Source organism: Blastococcus sp. SYSU D00922 (genome assembly GCF_054050495.1).
This window is the reverse complement of record NZ_JBJGZL010000008.1, coordinates 59,029-76,077: the sequence shown is the minus strand read 5'-3', so window position 1 is coordinate 76,077 and position 17,049 is coordinate 59,029. Positions and strand designations below refer to the sequence as shown.

At 72.1% G+C, this 17,049-nt stretch carries 17 protein-coding genes; 8 read left to right on the top strand and 9 right to left on the bottom strand.

Going from position 1 to position 17,049, the window contains the following annotated elements; all coding sequences use genetic code 11:
* Nucleotides 1–63: 63 nt before the first annotated feature.
* On the bottom strand, nucleotides 64–573 hold the full coding sequence (locus ACI78T_RS13250) for a hypothetical protein (protein ID WP_456558569.1): 510 nt from the start codon (nucleotides 571–573) through the stop codon (nucleotides 64–66).
* Nucleotides 574–651: 78 nt separating this feature from the next.
* Between ACI78T_RS13250 and ACI78T_RS13245 the strand changes: the two genes are divergently transcribed.
* Entirely contained in the window at nucleotides 652–1,587 is a 936-nt protein-coding gene (locus tag ACI78T_RS13245; protein ID WP_456558568.1) for a quinone oxidoreductase family protein, read from the top strand.
* Here the strand turns inward: ACI78T_RS13245 and ACI78T_RS13240 are convergent.
* On the bottom strand, nucleotides 1,577–2,266 hold the full coding sequence (locus tag ACI78T_RS13240; RefSeq protein ID WP_456558567.1) for a DNA alkylation repair protein: 690 nt from the start codon (nucleotides 2,264–2,266) through the stop codon (nucleotides 1,577–1,579). The two genes, ACI78T_RS13245 and ACI78T_RS13240, sit on opposite strands and share 11 nt — an antisense overlap.
* A 100-nt stretch (nucleotides 2,267–2,366) precedes the next feature.
* On the bottom strand, nucleotides 2,367–3,812 hold the full coding sequence (locus ACI78T_RS13235) for an NAD(P)-binding protein (RefSeq protein ID WP_456558566.1): 1,446 nt from the start codon (nucleotides 3,810–3,812) through the stop codon (nucleotides 2,367–2,369).
* A gap of 153 nt (nucleotides 3,813–3,965) precedes the next feature.
* Here ACI78T_RS13235 and ACI78T_RS13230 point away from each other — a divergent pair, with 153 nt between their 5' ends.
* The 3 genes from ACI78T_RS13230 (at nucleotide 3,966) to ACI78T_RS13220 (ending at nucleotide 7,660) form a co-directional block, all read left to right on the top strand.
* The gene (locus tag ACI78T_RS13230) at nucleotides 3,966–5,507 is read left to right on the top strand and encodes an acetolactate synthase large subunit (RefSeq protein WP_456558565.1); all 1,542 of its coding nucleotides are present in this window, start codon (nucleotides 3,966–3,968) and stop codon (nucleotides 5,505–5,507) included.
* 120 nt (nucleotides 5,508–5,627) lie between these two features.
* A complete protein-coding gene (locus ACI78T_RS13225) occupies nucleotides 5,628–7,247 on the top strand; it encodes an esterase/lipase family protein (RefSeq protein WP_456558564.1) in 1,620 nt (539 codons plus the stop codon).
* Complete coding sequence (locus ACI78T_RS13220) at nucleotides 7,247–7,660, top strand: nuclear transport factor 2 family protein (RefSeq protein WP_456558563.1); 414 nt, start codon at nucleotides 7,247–7,249, stop codon at nucleotides 7,658–7,660. The genes ACI78T_RS13225 and ACI78T_RS13220 overlap by 1 nt, the downstream gene beginning before the upstream one ends.
* Nucleotides 7,661–7,666: 6 nt before the next feature.
* On the opposite strand, the gene ACI78T_RS13215 is transcribed toward ACI78T_RS13220, so the two are convergent.
* Entirely contained in the window at nucleotides 7,667–7,828 is a 162-nt protein-coding gene (locus tag ACI78T_RS13215; RefSeq protein WP_456558562.1) for a hypothetical protein, read from the bottom strand.
* Nucleotides 7,829–7,994: 166 nt separating this feature from the next.
* Here ACI78T_RS13215 and ACI78T_RS13210 point away from each other — a divergent pair, with 166 nt between their 5' ends.
* Nucleotides 7,995–8,303 (top strand): hypothetical protein, encoded by a 309-nt coding sequence (locus ACI78T_RS13210; protein WP_456558561.1) that lies wholly within the window; start codon nucleotides 7,995–7,997, stop codon nucleotides 8,301–8,303.
* Between the two features lie 10 nt (nucleotides 8,304–8,313).
* Here the strand turns inward: ACI78T_RS13210 and ACI78T_RS13205 are convergent, their stop codons facing one another.
* Entirely contained in the window at nucleotides 8,314–8,772 is a 459-nt protein-coding gene (locus tag ACI78T_RS13205; RefSeq protein ID WP_456558560.1) for an N-acetyltransferase family protein, read from the bottom strand.
* A gap of 1,016 nt (nucleotides 8,773–9,788) precedes the next feature.
* Here ACI78T_RS13205 and ACI78T_RS13200 point away from each other — a divergent pair.
* Complete coding sequence (locus ACI78T_RS13200; RefSeq protein ID WP_456558559.1) at nucleotides 9,789–12,524, top strand: P-loop NTPase fold protein; 2,736 nt, start codon at nucleotides 9,789–9,791, stop codon at nucleotides 12,522–12,524.
* Nucleotides 12,525–12,651: 127 nt separating this feature from the next.
* A complete protein-coding gene (locus ACI78T_RS13195; RefSeq protein WP_456558558.1) occupies nucleotides 12,652–13,650 on the top strand; it encodes a CpaF family protein in 999 nt (332 codons plus the stop codon).
* Here the strand turns inward: ACI78T_RS13195 and ACI78T_RS13190 are convergent.
* The 3 genes from ACI78T_RS13190 to ACI78T_RS13180 all read right to left on the bottom strand — a co-directional run bounded on the left by ACI78T_RS13190 (nucleotide 13,576) and on the right by ACI78T_RS13180 (nucleotide 15,443).
* Nucleotides 13,576–14,037 carry a hypothetical protein gene (locus ACI78T_RS13190; protein WP_456558557.1) on the bottom strand — a complete coding sequence of 154 codons (462 nt, stop codon included), beginning with the start codon at nucleotides 14,035–14,037 and terminating at the stop codon, nucleotides 13,576–13,578. The two genes, ACI78T_RS13195 and ACI78T_RS13190, sit on opposite strands and share 75 nt — an antisense overlap.
* Nucleotides 14,038–14,130: 93 nt before the next feature.
* Complete coding sequence (locus ACI78T_RS13185; RefSeq protein ID WP_456558556.1) at nucleotides 14,131–14,442, bottom strand: hypothetical protein; 312 nt, start codon at nucleotides 14,440–14,442, stop codon at nucleotides 14,131–14,133.
* Nucleotides 14,443–14,762: 320 nt separating this feature from the next.
* Nucleotides 14,763–15,443: a hypothetical protein gene (locus tag ACI78T_RS13180; protein WP_456558555.1), complete on the bottom strand. Its 681-nt coding sequence runs from the start codon at nucleotides 15,441–15,443 to the stop codon at nucleotides 14,763–14,765.
* 221 nt (nucleotides 15,444–15,664) lie between these two features.
* On the opposite strand from ACI78T_RS13180, the gene ACI78T_RS13175 reads away from it, so the two are divergent.
* Nucleotides 15,665–16,153: a hypothetical protein gene (locus ACI78T_RS13175; protein ID WP_456558554.1), complete on the top strand. Its 489-nt coding sequence runs from the start codon at nucleotides 15,665–15,667 to the stop codon at nucleotides 16,151–16,153.
* A 156-nt stretch (nucleotides 16,154–16,309) separates the two neighbouring features.
* Here the strand turns inward: ACI78T_RS13175 and ACI78T_RS13170 are convergent, their stop codons facing one another.
* On the bottom strand, nucleotides 16,310–17,041 hold the full coding sequence (locus ACI78T_RS13170) for a hypothetical protein (protein WP_456558553.1): 732 nt from the start codon (nucleotides 17,039–17,041) through the stop codon (nucleotides 16,310–16,312).
* Nucleotides 17,042–17,049: the final 8 nt, after the last annotated feature.

The window sequence follows — 17,049 nt, the reverse complement described above, 5'->3', positions numbered from 1 at the left end:
GGGGTGGGTGCCCCCGGGCCGGTCGGCCGGGGTCGGGAGGTGCGGTGCGGGACGGGGCGCGGGCTAGCGCGCCCAGCCGGTGTACTGGGAACCGCCGGACCACCGGGCGCGGCGGGAGTCGGACGACGGACGCGGTGCGGGCTCGAGCGCGCCGGCCACGGCACGGACCAGCCAGGTGTTGACCGAGACGCCACCGCGGGTGGCTGCCTCGTCGACCCGCGTCTTGAGCTGCTCGGGGAGCCGCAGCGTGATGCGGACGGTCTCGCCCTCCTCGACGTCCGGAGCCGGCTCAGCAGCGGCCGCTGCCGGTGGCTCGGGCGCCTCGGGGGCCGGGGGCGGGGTGACGGCGAAGCCGATGTCGCTGCCGCGGAGCCGGACGTCGACGGCGCCGGGAGCGAGCTGGCCGGTGAGCTCCTCGGCCGCCTGGGACAGCGCGCTCAGCAGCGCCAGACGGACCGAGGACTCCAGCGGAGCGGTGAGCCGCTCCGCCAGGGCGCGGGCCTCCTCGCCGCCGGCATCGGCCGCGGTGAGCAGGTCGCGGCGGAGCTGGTCGACGAAGGGGGTGAGATCCATGACGTCACTGTGACACCAAAGTGACGTCACCGCAAGTGCCATCGTGGTGTCACCTGCCCGTTCCGGTAGGCACTGGGCATGCGAGCCGTGGGAGTGACCGAGTTCGGCGGGCCCGAGGCCCTGCAGCTCCTCGACGTCGAGCCGGAGCCGCTCGGCCCTGGGCAGGTCCGGCTGCGGGTGCAGGCCGCCGCCGTGAACCCGACCGACACCCACGCCCGCTCGGGTGCCTACGCCGACCGCGACCCGGTGAAGACGCCGCCGTGGATCCCCGGGATGGACGTCGCGGGGGTGGTCACCGAGCTGGGGGAGGGTGTCGAGCACCTGGCCGTCGGCGATCTCGCCATGGGGATCGTCGTGCCGTTCGGCCCGTACGGCGCCTACCGCGAGGACAAGGTGCTCTCCGGCAACTCGGTGGTGCGTGCACCCGAGGAGACGACGGCGGTGGAGGCGTCCACGCTGCCGATGAACGGCCTCACCGCCCGGATGGCGCTGGACCGGATGGCGCTTGCGCCCGGCCAGGTGCTGGCGGTGACCGGCGCGGCCGGCGCCTTCGGCGGCTACGTCGTCCAGCTGGCCAAGGCCGACGGGCTGACCGTGGTCGCCGACGCCTCCGGGGCCGACGAGGAGCTGGTCCGCGGGCTCGGCGCCGACGTCGTCGTCCGCCGCGGGGACGACGTCGCGGCACGCATCCGGGATCTCTACCCCGACGGCGTCGACGGGCTGGCCGACGGCGCGGTGCAGAGCGAGCTGGTGCTGCCGGCGGTGAAGGACGGCGGCGCGATGGCGACCGTCCGCGGCTACCGCGGCGACGGGCAGCGGGGGGTGCGGGTTCTCCCCAACCAGGTCGCCCGGGCGGCCGAGGACCGTGCCGGCCTGGACCGGCTGCGCCGGCAGGTCGAGGACGGCGTCCTGGCCCTCCGGGTGGCGCGCACGTTTTCCGCGGAGCAGGCGGCCGACGCCCACCGGCTGCTGGAGCGGGGCGGGGTCCGCGGCCGGATCGTCCTCACGTTCTGAGGTGCTTGGTCGCCTCCCGGCGTGACAGCGGGCTGAGCGGGTGCTCGGCGACGAAGGCGGCCACCCACTCCGGGGCGACCTTGGCGTAGTCGCGCAGCGCCCAGCCGATGGCCTTGCGGAGGAAGAAGTCCGGGTCGCCGGCGTTGGTCAGCACCACGTCGGTGAGCAGGGCGGTGTCGGTGCGCTGCTTGAGGCCCAGCTGGGCGATGACGGCGCTGCGGCGCAGCCAGCGGTCGGCGGAGCGCGCCCAGTCGCGCAGCACCGGCTCCATCGCCACCCGGTCGGCGACGAGGAGCTCGGCGACCCGGGCCTGCGTGCCGTCGACCAGGTCCCACCACGCGCCGGAGGTGATCATCTCCTCGAGCAGCGGCAGCAGCCGGAGGTCGCCGCGCGCGATCCGCAGTGCGGCGACGGCCTGGGCGGCGTAGCGCTCCTCCCGGTACGCCGCCTCGCGCCAGAGCCGGCCGGCTGCCTGGATCACCGCCGTGACCGAGGTCGGCGGGTGCTCGGCGGCGGCGGCGCGGGTCACCCGCCGGACCTCCGGCAGGCGGACGCCGAGGCAGGGCTCCGCCGTCTTCAGGTAGGCCTGCATCCCGGCCGCCCGCGCCGGATCGGCGAGCTCGCGCAGCGCGGCGCGCACGTCGGTGACCAGCGCGGTCGTGGCGTCGTCGTCGGGCACGGCCGGGGAGTCTGCCGGAGTGGCCTCGCACGCTCCTGATCGGCAGGGCGCCCAGGCGGCGTCGCCCACCCGGAGGTGACCGCGGAACGCGCCCCGGCGGTCAGGCCGGCGCGCGCGTGCTCTCGGGTGCCGGACGTGCGCTCGGGATCGAGGGCTCCAGTTCGCCGAGCAGACGCGGCAGCGCCGCGGCGGCCGGCTTGAGCGCGGTGGCGTAACGGCCGAGGGCCGCCGCGACCCGCGGCTCGGCGGCCCGCTCCCGCAGCCCGTGCATCAGGTCCAGGCGTGACCCCGCCATCCAGGCCTGGACGTCGGGTGCCGTGTTCCAGGCCTTCGCAGCCGCCATGGAGGCGGCGAACGTGCGCAGCCAGTCGTGCGCCGTGGAGGGATAGGGGTTCGGCGGGCAGAGGCGGTTCTTCTCCGCGTCGTCGTCCCGCGTCGCCTCCACGTAGCCGGTGAGGGCGGCGTTGAACGTCGGCTGGCAGCTGCGGAGGGGCTGCACCGTGATCAGGCCGGCCTCGAAGACGGGGCGCGGCGGCGTCCTGCGGATGCCTTCGGCGGTGCAGTCGACGTGCACGGTCGCGGGGTCGGTCGCCACCTCGCCCTCGTCGAGCACGATGCGGTCGAGCTCGATGCGCCGCACGTGGCCGAGCCGCACCACACCGCCGATGCTCCGCAACCGCTCGAGCTCGTACGCGCTGACCGTCGCGCAGCGGAACATGGTCGGTTCCACCCGCTCGTCGATGCGCAGCAGCTGTCCGCCGGCTTCGAGGCGGCGGAACAGGTCGTCGACCGACGTCGCCCCGGCCAGGGCCTCCAGCTCGAGTGCGAGCCCCTCGAGGGTCGACCCGAGCTGGTCGAGCGGCTGCCACCGCGTTCTGTCGTACAGCCACGTGTCCCGGGGCCGCACCCACCGGATCCGGTCAGCGGGGATGCCGTGGTCGAGCAACCACAGGCACGCGTCGATGCCGGTCTTGCCGGCGCCCATCACCACGTAGCCGGACGCCGGAGCGGCCTGTTCGACCAGCGCGCCGACCGGCACGCAGCGCACCTCCGGCGCGACGGTGAAGGAGTGGGCGTGCCGCGCGGGCACGTGCCCCTCGAGGTAGGTCGCGTCCACCACCGCCCGGCGCACCGTGACGCCGACCTCCTCGCCGGTCAGCAGGTCCACGAGCCGCGGACCGCCCGCACCCATGACGTACTCGTGCATCCCGAGGAACCGGACGCGACCCGTGGGGAGGAGCACCTCGTCGAGCACGGCGTCGAAGTACGCGCGGATCTCGTCGGCGCTGGCCAGCTCGTACCGGCCGGCGTTCGGCCCGGCCGTGTCGACGCGGTCACGCCCCAGCGGGAGCGAGGAGACGCCGTAGTAGGCCGACGGGACGTGCAGCCGGACGAAGGGGTAGGCGTCGTGCCAGTGACCGCCCGGGCGGTGCCGCCGGTCGACCAGGACGACGTCGGCGTCGGAGTGGGCGACGAGGGCATCGGTGAATGCCATGCCGACGGCGCCTGCGCCGACGACCAGGTAGTCGGTCTCGATGCGGGCCATCGCCGGAAGGTAGCCCCGTCCGCCCGGGCGAGGAACCGGTTCGGGAACGGCGAGGCATGGCCTCCGCGGTCGCTCACTCCGTGTCGCCGGGTCCCCTGATCGGTGCGAGGCTGCGAGGCAGGAGCCGCCCGCGCGGCCGGGACGGGAGGGCACGTGAACGGCGCGCAGGCGCTCATCCGCACGTTGGTCGACGCCGGGGTGGACGTCTGCTTCGCCAACCCCGGCACCTCGGAGATGCACTTCGTCGCCGCATTGGACGACGTCCCGGACATGCGGGCGGTGCTGACCCTCTTCGAGGGCGTCGCGACCGGCGCCGCCGACGGCTACGCCCGCATGGCCGGCCGCCCCGCCGCCACGCTCCTGCACCTCGGGCCGGGGATGGGCAACGGGCTGGCCAACCTGCACAACGCCCGGCGTGCGAAGACGCCGCTGGTCAACGTGGTCGGCGACCACGCGCGCTCGCACAAGCGGCTGGACGCTCCGCTGGAGTCCGACATCGACGCCGTGGCCGGCTCGGTCTCCGGCTGGGTGCGGCGGTCACTGGCCCCTGCCGACGTGGCCGCCGATGCCGCCGACGCGGTGGCCGCCGCGTCGGCGGGCACCATCGCCACGCTCGTCCTGCCGGCGGACGTCTCCTGGGATGACGGCGCGGAGGTCGCGGCACCGGTCGCGGTCCGGCCCGTCCCCCAGGTGGCGCCGGCCGTCGTGGACGAGGTCGCGGCGGTGCTCGCGTCCGGGGAGCCCGCCGTGCTGTTCCTCGGTGGCGACGCCATGACCGAGGAGGGCCAGCTCGCCGCCGGGCAGGTCACCGCCGGCACGGGTGCCCGGCTGATGTCCGAGACGTTCCCGCCGAGGGCCGCCCGGGGCGCGGGACTGCCGGACCTCACCCGGCTGCCCTACCCACCGGAGATGGCGATCGCCGCGCTGGCCGGGACCAAGCACCTGGTGCTGGCCGGCGCGCAGTCGCCCGTGCACTTCTTCGCCTACCCCGGCGTGCCGGGGACGCCGGTGCCCGACGACTGCACGGTGCACGTGCTCAGCGCACCGGGGGAGGACGCCGTCGCCGCCCTGCGCGCCCTCGCCGAGCGGGCCGCCCCGGACGCGGCACCGGTCCTGCTCGAGGCCGAGCGCCCCGAGCTGCCGACCGGGCCGCTCGACCCGCGGACGATGGCCGCGGTCATCGGCGCGCTGCTGCCCGAGCGCGCGATCGTTGTCGACGAGGCACTCACCTCCGGCGTGGGCCTTAACGAGCTGACCTCCGGCTGCCCCCGCCACGACTGGCTCAACCTGACCGGCGGCGCCATCGGCGACGGGTTGCCCATGGCACTCGGCGCGGCCATCGCCTGCCCGGACCGTCCGGTCATCGGGATCCAGGCCGACGGCAGCGCGATGTACACGATCTCCGCGCTGTGGAGCTACGCCCGCGAGCAGGTCGACGTCACCACGATCATCTGCGACAACGGCTCGTACGCCATCCTAGAGCACGAGCTGCAGAAGGTCGGGGCGCAATCCGAGGGGGAGCGGGCCCGCAAGCTGCTCGACCTCGGCGGGCCGGGACTGGACTTCGTCGCCCTGGCGACCGGGATGGGCGTGCCGGCGGCCCGCGCCACGACGGCCGAGGAGCTGGCCGAACAGCTGCAGAAGGCCCTGACGGAGCCCGGCCCGCACCTGATCGACGCCGTGCTCCGCGGCTGAACGGTCACCGCGCGTAGCGCCGCTGCGGGACGGCACCACGCCGCGCACAGCCGCCTTGACCCAACGTGCGCGGCCTGCCGGGATGGCCGTATCGAGGGGGCCTAGCGAGGGGACGCGGCCATGGACCTGCCGATCATCTACGTGCGCGGCTTCGCCGGGGGCACCTCCGGCATCGACAAGGCGGTGGACGACCCGTTCTACGGGTTCAACGAGGGGTCGGTCCACGTGCGGGTCGGCAAGGACAGCCGGCCGCACTTCTACCAGTTCGAGAGCCCGCTGCTGCGCCTGATCACCGAGCAGGGCTACGCCCTGCTGGTGCACGGCAACCAGGAGGCGTTCCTGCGCCAGCAGCCCGACGGCGAGGTGACCCCGAAGAGCATCTGGGTGCACCGGTTCTACGACGAGGCGGCGTCCACCTTCGCCAGCGACCCGCAGAAGTACGTCCTCGAGGAGGCGGCCAAGGACCTGTTCTCGCTGGTGACGGGCGTCAAGCGGAAGACCGGCGCGCCCCGGGTGCACCTCGTGGCGCACTCGATGGGCGGGCTCATCTGCCGCTCGATGATCCAGCGGTTCATCCCCGAGCTGACCCGCGGCGACGGCGAGCCGCTGCGCAGGGACGCCGCCGCCGACCACGTGGAGAGCCTGTTCACCTACGGCACGCCGCACGGCGGCATCGAGTTCTCGCTCGGCTTCGGGCTGTTCGAGAAGATCCGCGACTCCCTCGACATCAACGGGGCGGAGATCTTCGGCCCCCAGCGGATGTACGACTACCTCACCCCCCGCGAGGACCCCGACGAGGACCGCGACCCCCCGGAGGGCTGGGACGCGACGGAGATGCCGGTGGACGGCTTCCCCCGCGAGCGCGTCTTCTGCCTGGTCGGGACCAACCCGGAGGACTACGCCGTCGCGTTGGGCCTGTCGTCGAAGGCGGTGGGTGCCCGCAGCGACGGGCTGGTGCAGATCGACAACGCGTACGTGAAGGGTGCCCACCGCGCCTTCGTGCACCGCAGCCACAGCGGGCGCTACGGGATCGTGAACTCGGAGGAGGGCTTCCAGAACCTGCGCCGATTCCTCTTCGGCGATCTCGAGGTGGAGGTCGACCTGCACGGGCTGCGGCTCCCGGGCACGCCCGAGGACAAGACCGTCTGGCAACTGGAGACCGTGCTCGCCATCCGCGGCCTCCCGGTGTTGATGCACGAGCAGACGACGGCGCACCACTGCCCGATCCAGATCGAGCGGCGGCCGGTCGAGGACACCTCCGACACCCCGGTGCCGCTGCTGACGACGTTCCTGTCCACGCAGGAGCCCCGGCCGCTGGACGGCGGGAGGGCCTGCGAGACGCTGCGGCACGCGCTCACCCTCCGGCTGCTGTCGCTGCGCGAGGACGACGGCTTCTTCCTGTTCCGCAACCACCTGGAGCAGACGGCGGACTTCGAGGAGACGCTGGTCATCGACATCGCACCGCCCACGGACTCGTCGTCGTCGCCGCGCGCGTGGGCGGTATGGAACAGCAGCTTCGCCGGCGCGATCCGGGACTGGCGGCCGACCGGGGAGCCCCTGGCGGACGAGCGGCCGGACGAGGCGGGCGTGTGGCAGGGGACGGTCCCGATGCCCCCCGCCTGCCGCCCCGTCTTCGGGGACGACGCCCGGCTCGTGCTCACCGTGCGCGCCCGTCGGCGGGGACCGGCACCCGCGGAGCCGACCCAGTCGGACATGGCGCTGACAGGCGGCCTCCAGTAGTGGCGGAGGCCGGCCGAACCGTCGGCACGCGAACCGCGGCCGAGGTGTTCGAGGACCACCTCAGGCGCGCGGACGAGGGCGACTTGGAGGGCGACCTCCAGCACAACGTGGCAGAGAACGTGGTCGTCCTGACCGGCCGCGGGGTGTTCCACGGGCACGACGGCGTCCGGGCGCTCGCCCGTCAGCTCATGGCCGAGATCCCGAGCGGCCGGTGGACCTACGTCACGACGCTGGTCGAGGGGCCGATGGCCTTCCTCGAGTGGACTGTCGACGAGGGGCCGTTCCGGATCCGGGACGGCGCGGACTCCTATCTGATCGAGGACGGCCGGATCCGCGTGCAGACCATCCACTACACGGTCGAGGACGACCAGGGGCGTGTGGTGATCCGGCCCGACGGGACGCCGGCCGGCTGACCGGGCTCAGGTCCGCCCGGTCCCCGTCCCGTGCCGGTGCTCGGCGGCGAGCCGGGCCATCTGCGACTCGGTCATATGCTCCTTCGCCTTGCGCTGCGCCCGCTTCTCCTTGATCGACTTCGCCGACTTCTGCGAGTGGTGCGAGTCGTGCGGTGACTTGTCGCCCATGGCGACCTCCGTCGAGGGAGGACCGGCTCGATGCCGGGACGCTACGCCGGTGCCGGGAGCGGATCGACAGGTTCGGTCCTCCTGTCTCCAGCCCGGTGCGCCGGACCTCTGTGGAGTGACGACGGCCCGGCACGGCGTCGGGCCGCTCCCTCGGGAGGGGGCTGTCATGGCCGACAGCGGCGCGACCACCTACCAGCGGCTGCTCGACGAGGCGTGGGAGCTGGGCCGGCTCGACGGCCTCTTCGCCGCCGCCTTCGAACCCGCCGGGAGCGCACCCTCCGACCGCTGCCTCGGGCGCACCCCGGAGGCGTTCGCCCGCCTCCTCTGGGAGGGGCGGCCCGGGAGCCCTCCGAGCGGCCTCGAGGCGAACGCGCCGCTCTGGTACGCCACCGGCTTCCGCGAGGGCCTCGCCGCCGGCGCGGGTCCGGACCGGCGCAGCGTGCGCGGGCTGAGCCACCGCCGCGTCCTCATCTGAGGCCGAGCGCTCACGGCTCGGCGAGCTCCCGGCGGTAGAGCAGGTAGTCGCCGTCCTCGCAGGAGGTGGTGAATCCGGCCGACTCGTAGAGGTGCCGGGCGGGGTTGTCGCGGTGCACGCCGAGGGCCAGCTGGGAGTGCCCGGCCCGCCGGACGTCGTCGGCGACCAGGTCGAGCAGTGCCCTTCCCAGCCCGTGCCTGCGGTGGGGTGGCCGCACGTGCAGGGTGACGACCGTGGCCGTGCCGTCGAGCACCGCCCACATCGCGTAGCCGGCCGGGGCGCCACCCAACTCGGCGACCGTCGTCCGTGCCAGGTTGTCCGCCCACAGCTGCCGGTTGCGGTCGGCGGCGCGCAACCACGCCGCCTCCTGCTCCGGTTCCCGCTCGCGGATGTAGTCGAGCTCCGCGTCGTGCACGAGGTCCAGGTCGGCCGGGGTCGCCGGGCGGGTGCACCAGGCGGTCTCGCTCATGCCAGCCAGCCTGCCCCACGGGACGGCGCTCACATTGCGCAGCGGCCACCCAGATGTCCGCGGCGCAGCCACTTGACCGCCGTGTCCGGGGTCGAGAACGTGCAGATACGAGGCCGGCGACGGTGTCTTGCGGGGGGACGGTCATGGCAGACGTTGCAGGAGCCACGGTCGAGGCCGGCTGGGGGCGCTCGCGGGCTTTAGGTGAGGTGGCGGGCGTCTCGGTCTTCGTCGCCCGGACGTCGACCCCGTGGGTGATGGACGTCGACACGCTGATCGTCTCGGCGGGTCCCGACGGGCTGGGCAACCTGGGGCACGACCTGAGGACCCACGTCGACGGCGTCAGGTGGAACGACGCCCGGTTGGCGGAGCTGGCGCCCGACAGGCCGCAGGTGGTGTCCGTCGATCCGTCACCTCCCGGTGGACTCCGCCGGGTCGTGTTGGCATGCGCGCGGGACACCGGCCGACCACGGGTGGGGTTCGCCGGTGACTTCCCTGGCACTCCGGACGCCGTCCGCGTCGGTGCGGCGGCGGGGCTGGCAGCCGCGATCGGGCACGACGCCCGGGTGGTCGCCCTGCCGCTGCTCGGTGCCGGCGCCATCGGGCTGCCTGAGGACGTCGCTGCGGAGGCCACCGTGACCGGTGTGATCAGGGCTCTGGAAGTGGAGCCTGGCGCCCTCATGCAGGTGTACCTGCTGGCGATCGACGAGCGCACGGTCATGGTGATCGAGCGGGCGTGGGACCGGCTCGAACCTCGGCCGTCCGCTGCTGACCTGCCGATCGCCGAGGCGTCCACCTCGTCGGTCGTGGACGTCGAGCCGGACTACGCGGACGGCGTGGGGGCCGGTTCTCCGCCCTCGCCGATGAGGGACCTCACCCCGGGCGCGCTCGACGTGCTGCGGTACGCGTCCGCTGTCGTCGACACAGGGTGGTACCAGCCGCGGGAGGTGGACTCCGCGCTGGTGCTCCTCGCCGCTTTCGTGCGCCGGAACAGTCCTCGCCGTGAGCCGGAGGGTGGGGTGGCCGCACGGCTGCTCTCCGCCGTGGCGGGTGACGAGCAACCGCTCGTGGTGATCGCGCGGCTCGCCTCAGCGCTGGGTCTGCCGGCCGAGGAGGTGCTGACGCTCTCGTCCAACGACGCCGACTTCGGCCCGTCGACCGCCGAGATGGCCGGCCGGGCTCGCGAGGTGCCGCGTCGGCTGGGGTTGCCCGCGTTGACCCACGTGCGCCATCTCCTGGCCACGGCGATCGGCGACGAGCAGCAGCTCGCTCCGTCCGTGCTCCAGGCGCTCCGAGTCAGCGCGCCGGAGCTGAGACGCCGCCTCCGCGCAGCGGTCGAGGCCGTCGTCCCCGCCGAAGCTCCGGCCGGCTGGGACCAGCTGCTGGGTGTCGTCACCGCGGCGACTGAGCTGGCCGGAGGCTTCTCACGTGACATCGTCGGCGGGGAGGAGCGGATCCCACCGACCGACGACCACCTCGGCGTCGGCACGTACGTCTCGATGCTGGCGAGCGTCATCGCCCGCCGCGACACCCCGCTGCCCTTGTCCGTGGGGCTCTTCGGTGAATGGGGGTCGGGGAAGAGCTACTTCATGGGCCTGCTCCGGGACAGGGTGCATGCCCTGAGCCAGAGCGGTGACGAGGCCTACCTCGGCGAGATCGTGCCCATCACCTTCAACGCCTGGCACTACGCCGACACGAACTTGTGGGCAAGTCTCGGCAACGAGATCTTCGAGCAGCTGTCGGGCCCGGAGGCGACGGCTTCCCAGCGTCGGGAAGCTCTGCGCACCGAACTGGCCGACAAGACGCAGCGTGCCCAGGACCTGCGCGCCGCGAACCGGCGAGCGGAAGAGGAGACCGCCCGCCTGCGCGAGGAGCTCGACCGGGCGAAGACCGCTGCTGCGACCTCGTCGTTGGAGCTGCTGCGGGCGTTGCCGCGCTCACCGACGATCCAGAGGCGGCTGACTAAGGCCTTCCGGCGTCTGGGTGTCTCCGCCGAGGCCGAGCAGGCGCAGTTGCTGTCAGCCGAGCTGGGGGGTGTCCATTCCGACGCGCAGGCCCTCCGGCTGGCCACGCGCGGTCGCAGGGGATGGCTGCCCGCCGCGCTCGCCGTGGCGGCACTCGCTGCGCTGGCGGTCTCCGTGTTCTTCGCCGACGACATCGCCCGGCTACTGGCGGGTGGAGGGTTGACCGGGCTGGCGGCCGCGCTCGGCTGGCTGACCGTTGTCGTCGCGCGGACGCGTTCGGGGTTGCAGACGCTGACGACGGCGGCATCGGAGATCCGGGCCGAGGCATCTAGGAGTGCCGACGAGCGTCTCGCCCCCGAGTACTCCGAGCTGAGGCGCAGGGACGCCCGGGCCGCCGTGCTCAAGTCCCAGCTCGCCGAGGTGCTGCAGCGCGTCGGTGAGATCGGACGCGAACTCGCCGACCTCGACCCGGGGCGTCGGTTCTACGGGTTCGTCTCCGACCGCGCGGTCAGCGACGATTACCGCCGGGAACTGGGTCTGATCTCGACGATCCGTCGGGACTTCGAGCAACTCATCACACTGCTCAAGGAGTGGCAGGAACTCGACGAGCCGGAGACCCACCGGCCGATCGAACGGATCGTCCTCTACATCGACGACCTCGACCGCTGTTCGAGCGACCAGGTCGTAGACGTCTTGCAGGCCGTGCACCTCCTTCTAGCACTCGACCTGTTCGTCGTCGTGGTGGGCGTGGACCCGCGATGGTTGCTGCACTCGCTGCGGGAGCAGTACCGGACGGCGTTCCGCGACCCCGACCGTCCGGCGTCGCGGGACGCGGATTTGCCCGACGAAGAGGCCGTCTGGCAGACCACACCGCACGACTACCTGGAGAAGATCTTCAACATCCCGTTCGTCCTGCCCGGCATGACGGCGACGAGCTTCGAGCGTCTCATCAGGGAGCTGTCCCTCGGAGAGGAGCAGGAAGTCGAAGGGCCCGGGGGTGACCCGGCGACGCCGCCGGCGGCGAGGGCCACCGGGGAAGGGCCGGTGGCCGACGACGGTCGCGACGACGTCGGGGCGCCCGCGGGTGTGCCCTCCGTCGACGCCGCGCTCCCGGGCGACAAAGCGCCGGCAGACGCCCGACCCCTGGCGGACGTCCCCGTCCAGGAGGGATCGGAGATCGCCGCGATAGGTGCCGGCCGCAGGCCGGTGCCTCGGAGGTTGACAGAGTACGAGTTGAGGCTGTTGGCATCCCTGGGGCCACTCGTGCGGAGCCCGCGTCAGGCCAAGCGGCTGCTCAACCTGTACCGCATGGTCCGCAGCACTCGTGACCTGAGCCCGGCTTCGGAGTTCCTCGGTGACGACAGGACGCCCGGCGAGTACCAAGCCGTCGGCGTCCTGCTCGGACTCCTCACCGCGCACCCGCGGTTGCTCGGGCAGCTGCTCGCGGCCGAGCCGGCTGACCGGATGCCCGGTGGCCTGTGCGTGCGGCCGCCGGAACAGTCTTGGGCGGAGGTGGTGGCGGGGCTCGAACCGCAACAGGCCGGTACCCGCTGGCGCAACGACGTCTGTGTAGACCTTTCGATCGAGGACCGGGCGGAGTGGGCGTCGCTGGCGGGGCGGGTGGCTCCTGCCACTGCCCTCGTGACGCTGCCTGATCTGCACGCCTTCCGCTTCTGGGGACCTCGAGTCGCCCGCTTCTCGTTCGTTCTCTCGCCCCTCGCCGTGCAGGAGGACCCGGTGCGCTCCGCGGCCGGGCCCGCGACGGGCTCGAAGCTCCGGGCGTTCACCTGACCGGGTGGACCTGCCCGCCCGACGCCTCGCTTTGTCCACAGAACGGCTGATCCCGCCCCCGCGGACTGATTCGTTCTCTTACAGTCCGGCTGTTTCGTCAAGATCGACCGGGCTCGACGGGGGTGCCGTGCCGACCGCTCTGGATGTCGTGGACGGCGAGGTACGGGAGCTCATCCGGCGTCGCGGCCTCGACCCGTTCACCGACCCCGGTCCCGTGCGGGTGCTCGTGCGCGACGTCGTCGCCGACTACTCCGAGCGCTCGCTCACCTCGGCGCTGCCGCCGATCGTCGACCCCGAGTCCGTCGTCCGCGACGTCCTCGACCGGGTGGCCGGCTTCGGACCCCTGCAGCGGTACCTCGACGACCCCGAGGTCGAGGAGATCTGGGTCAACGAGCCCGGCCGGGTCTTCGTGGCCCGCCGCGGGCGCAGCGAGCTGACGACGACGATCCTGGCGCCGGGCGAGCTGGCCGACCTGGTCGAGCGGATGCTGCGCACCTCGGGTCGGCGGATCGACATGTCGACCCCGTTCGTCGACGCGACGATGCCCGACGGTTCGCGGCTGCACGTGGTCATCCCCGACATCACGCGCCGCCACATGGCGGTCAACATCCGCAAGTTCGTCCTCCAGGCGCACAGCCTCGACGAGCTGATCGCCCTCGGGACGATCACGACGCAGGCCGCCCGCTTCCTCGAGGCCGCGGTCGCCTCCGGGCTCAACGTTCTCGTCTCGGGCGGCACCCAGGCGGGCAAGACGACGCTGCTCAACTGCCTCTGCGCCGCCATCCCCGCCCGCGAGCGGGTCATCACCTGCGAAGAGGTCTTCGAGCTGCGCGTGCCGCTGCCCGACGTCGTCTCGATGCAGACGCGGCAGGCCAACCTCGAGGGCGCCGGGGAGATCCCGCTGCGCCGGCTGGTCAAGGAGGCGCTGCGCATGCGGCCCTCCCGCATCGTGGTCGGCGAGGTGCGCCAGGAGGAGTGCCTCGACCTGCTCATCGCCTTGAACTCCGGCCTACCCGGAAGGGCTAATGACGGTTCTCGGTCGAAGCGACGGCTAGCGGCGAGGGCGCGGAGGCAGGGGGCGGCTCCACGACGACCGCTCGCCGCCGTCGGGCCGGTCCGTCCATGACACGGTGACCGTGTCGTCGCGGGTGGCCATGGTTCGGGCCGCGATGAACTTCAAGGCCTCATCCGGCCCTACGTGGACGCCGTTCGGTAGGTCCCTAGTGATTAGGTCGCCGACCTCGACGCGGACCTCGTACGCCGTGGCTCTGCCCGCGTTCGTCAGGAGATAGGCGTCGCCCTGGAAGTGCTCCAGGCGCCAGGCGGCGCCCGGAGTGGGGGCGTGGCGCTCGTCCTGGATCTCCCGGCGCTCTAGGGCGACGGCCATTCGCTCTGTCGCGTCGGCGGAGCGGGCCGCGAGGGCGTCTGCCTTTCGCTGGCCGCGGGTGGAGACGATCAGCGCGAGAGCGGACATAACGGTGGCCGCGCCGACGCCGATCGCCTCCCAATCCATGCACAGGAGGCTAACGGGAGGCGCCTCACGGAGCCGGAACGCCGAAAGGCCCCGCTCTCCAAAATGGAGGGCGGGGGCCTTCTCGCTGGGCGCCTAGTTTGCGATGAAGAGGGCGACGACAGCGGCGACCGCTGCGATCAACGTCGCGGCGAGGTTGACCCATGATCGCCAGGCGAGCTTCGCGCGCTCGGCCTCCGTCGCGTCGAGGCGCTCTTGCATGGCGGCCATGTGCTCGATCAGAGAGGACAGCAACTCGGCCGACTGGGCGTTACCCTCCTCGATCGCCTCGCGGGTGTAGGACTCCAGCGGTCGGATATTCAACGCTGGCACTGACGGGTAGATCGGCGCGTCGGCGAATAGCTTGGCCGCCTTGGCCGCCTGTCGGGCGGTCTCTGAGAAGTCCACGCCGGGCAGGATGCCGTACGCCTCCGACAATCCCAGAGGTCCCGCCGCCGCGAACGTCCATCCCCGGCGGGTGGGGCGACCGTGAGGCGACATCGGGGAGTGTCGGCTTGATGGTCGTTCCCCGAGGGGCGGCCCGGGGGCAGGGGGGCCGGCGGGCGAAGGACCGGAGGCCGGCGACTGTCCGGAGTCGGACAGTCGAGGGCGCTGGAGAGGCCGGGAGGCACGCCAGATTTGCTAGGAGCCCTTCGCGAGGGCGACAGGGAGGTCGGGGTCGGGCCGCTTTTCCTCGCGACCTCTACGCCCGTACGCGGTCGGAGGCGCTATGCCGCTCCGGGGCTGGGAGGATCGGGGGGTAGGGGGTCTCCCCCCGGGTCTGCTGCACTTGCCCCGGCGGCGGACGGGTTCCGGGGCTGCTGATCCGGATAGTGCTTCCAAGTGTTCGCGTAGTCCTGTGGAGCCGGCGGGCCGAAGGCATCTGAAACGGCCTGCAACAGCTGGACGTGTCGCACGGGTGGAACCGTCTCGGTCGTACTTCTCCCGTTTAGCGAATAGTCCAGCTGTATATCCATGAAATGGGCTGGCTTGTCGAGCCTGCCAGGGTCGATCCTCCACCGATTCCCGTGCGCGCATCCGTTCCGGTAGTGCTTAACGAAGTGGTGGAGTGGATCGTCCTTAGAGTAGTGGCCGCCGTGGACCACGAGGTCTCCGATGCTGACGGCCGTGCTGGTCTGGGCGGCGTCGACGACGTGCCGGTTCATCTGCTCATAGCCCCAACTCGACACCTCGGCAAGGACGTCCTCCACTCGGAAGCGCTCCTCGTTCCCGTCCCGATCAGGCAGACCGATGTACGGGTCGGGGATGTGGGGCCAGATACTTCGCCATGCGGCCAGTAGGGGACGTTGAGGGAATGTGGCCAGATTCGCGGCGAACATGAGGCTGAGGTAGCCGAACTTCAAGTTGAGGGCGGTTCGGCTGATCTCCTCTTTAGATACCTTCTCCATGCTGACATCCTCTCGGGTACTCCGTTCCGCGGCCCACGCGCACGATCCGCCAGACTCGTCGAGGCGCATGTCTGCCGGATGAAGGGACGCCTTCTCCGAACACTGCAGGACCGTCGGACGGTTGCTGGGCGTGGCCGCCTACCGGGCGCCTGGCGAGTTCGCGCAGGCGAGCGAGACCCCGCGGAGCGTAAGGGTCAGACTCTTCCCATGGCGGTCGACCCGTGATCACGACGGTCGCGAAAGTTGCGGCGTGGACTCTAGGATTCATCGCTGCGGTAGCGGCGGCCTGGCTCGCCTATCGGCAGGGTGAGCGAAGCCAATTCCTGACTGACCAGGAGACGTGCCTCAGGGCGATCGTGGACGTTTCTGCCGAGACTCAGCGCCTCGAATCGTATGTCGGCTATTGGGACAGTGACGGGCGCCCGGATGCCGCCGTGGATCAGCAGAGGGCATGGAATAATTATGGCTTCGACTGTGAACGATTTATCCGCGATGACGACTTGAGCACGTGGGAGAATTCAACACAAAACGTCTCACAAGGTGCGATTGTCGCGCCCACAGCAGAGATCGCGCATGACCTCTTTGCAAGTGTGTACGTCTGGCTAGACACGGCCGCAGACCAGGTGGAGGCATGCGAGCCGATGGGCTGGTTGCCTTGGCAAGACGCGGAGATGGTTCACCTGCCGTATGCCCCAGCTCCCGTCGATTGAGGCCCTAGCCAGTAGCGCGCTAGAGCCGGTCTCGGTTACCGGGCGACTACGGTGCTGGCGGCCGCGTCGTCGAGGACGGGTGGTTGGATCACGGCCGCTCGGATCGCCGGGCGGTGCCCCTCCATGCGTTTCCCATACTCGCGCCCGTAGGCCGCCCTACGTTGCCGGGCAGTGGATCACTCGACCGATGCCCTCCTCGTCGAGAAAGCGGACCTCGACGACGGCGGGGGTCGCGGCTGAAGCTGGGGGGCGAACCAGGTCCTCCTCGGGAGTGGTGGCTGCCGTAGGAGTAGGCCGGGCCGCGTCCGGGTGCTCGGCCGGTACGACATAGACGCGGGCGCCGTTGATTCGGCGGCGCGGGCCGAGCATCTGGTCCGCGACGGCGTAGAAGCGGGTCCGGCCCGGGACGCGGGGGCGGCGGGGGCTTCCGTCGTCCGCGGCTTCCTCGGCCCAGGCATCGAGGTCTTCCTCGGCCTCTTCGACGATGTCGGTCAGGACCTCGGCAGCGAGCGCGTAGAGGTCGCCCGCGACGAGTCGATCTCCAGGCGTGGGGGCGTCCTGGCCGCCGAGGAAGAGGCGAAGCCACCATTCCGCGGTCTCGTCTTCGCGCTGGCGGTCGCGGTCCTTCTGGGCGGCCTTCTTCTCGGCGGGCGTCATGGCCGGCGGGCGGGGCTTCCGCTCCTTCGCGGGCCGCCAGACCGGCGCCAGAAGTCGTGCGAAGCGGACGGCGTCTAGGAGATAGCCCTCGATGGTCGCCGACGCGCAGACGGTGACCAGGAGGCGAAGGTCGCAGTACGGGCGTCCGGCCTCGGCGCGCTCAGGGAGAGCGGCGAGGTAGGCGCGTAGCTCCGCGGCGACCTGGAGGACGTCGAGGGGGACGGGGGGCACGGCGCTCC

What these genes read in the sequence shown, in the direction of transcription:
- ACI78T_RS13250 (WP_456558569.1), bottom strand. Translation starts at nt 573, where the DNA reads ATGGATCTCACCCCCTTCGTCGACCAGCTCCGCCGCGACCTGCTCACC.
- ACI78T_RS13235 (WP_456558566.1), bottom strand. Translation starts at nt 3,812, where the DNA reads ATGGCCCGCATCGAGACCGACTACCTGGTCGTCGGCGCAGGCGCCGTC.
- ACI78T_RS13225 (WP_456558564.1), top strand. Translation starts at nt 5,628, where the DNA reads ATGGACCTGCCGATCATCTACGTGCGCGGCTTCGCCGGGGGCACCTCC.
- ACI78T_RS13205 (WP_456558560.1), bottom strand. Translation starts at nt 8,772, where the DNA reads ATGAGCGAGACCGCCTGGTGCACCCGCCCGGCGACCCCGGCCGACCTG.
- ACI78T_RS13210 (WP_456558561.1), top strand. Translation starts at nt 7,995, where the DNA reads ATGGCCGACAGCGGCGCGACCACCTACCAGCGGCTGCTCGACGAGGCG.
- ACI78T_RS13190 (WP_456558557.1), bottom strand. Translation starts at nt 14,037, where the DNA reads ATGGATTGGGAGGCGATCGGCGTCGGCGCGGCCACCGTTATGTCCGCT.
- ACI78T_RS13180 (WP_456558555.1), bottom strand. Translation starts at nt 15,443, where the DNA reads ATGGAGAAGGTATCTAAAGAGGAGATCAGCCGAACCGCCCTCAACTTG.
- ACI78T_RS13215 (WP_456558562.1), bottom strand. Translation starts at nt 7,828, where the DNA reads ATGGGCGACAAGTCACCGCACGACTCGCACCACTCGCAGAAGTCGGCG.
- ACI78T_RS13245 (WP_456558568.1), top strand. Translation starts at nt 652, where the DNA reads ATGCGAGCCGTGGGAGTGACCGAGTTCGGCGGGCCCGAGGCCCTGCAG.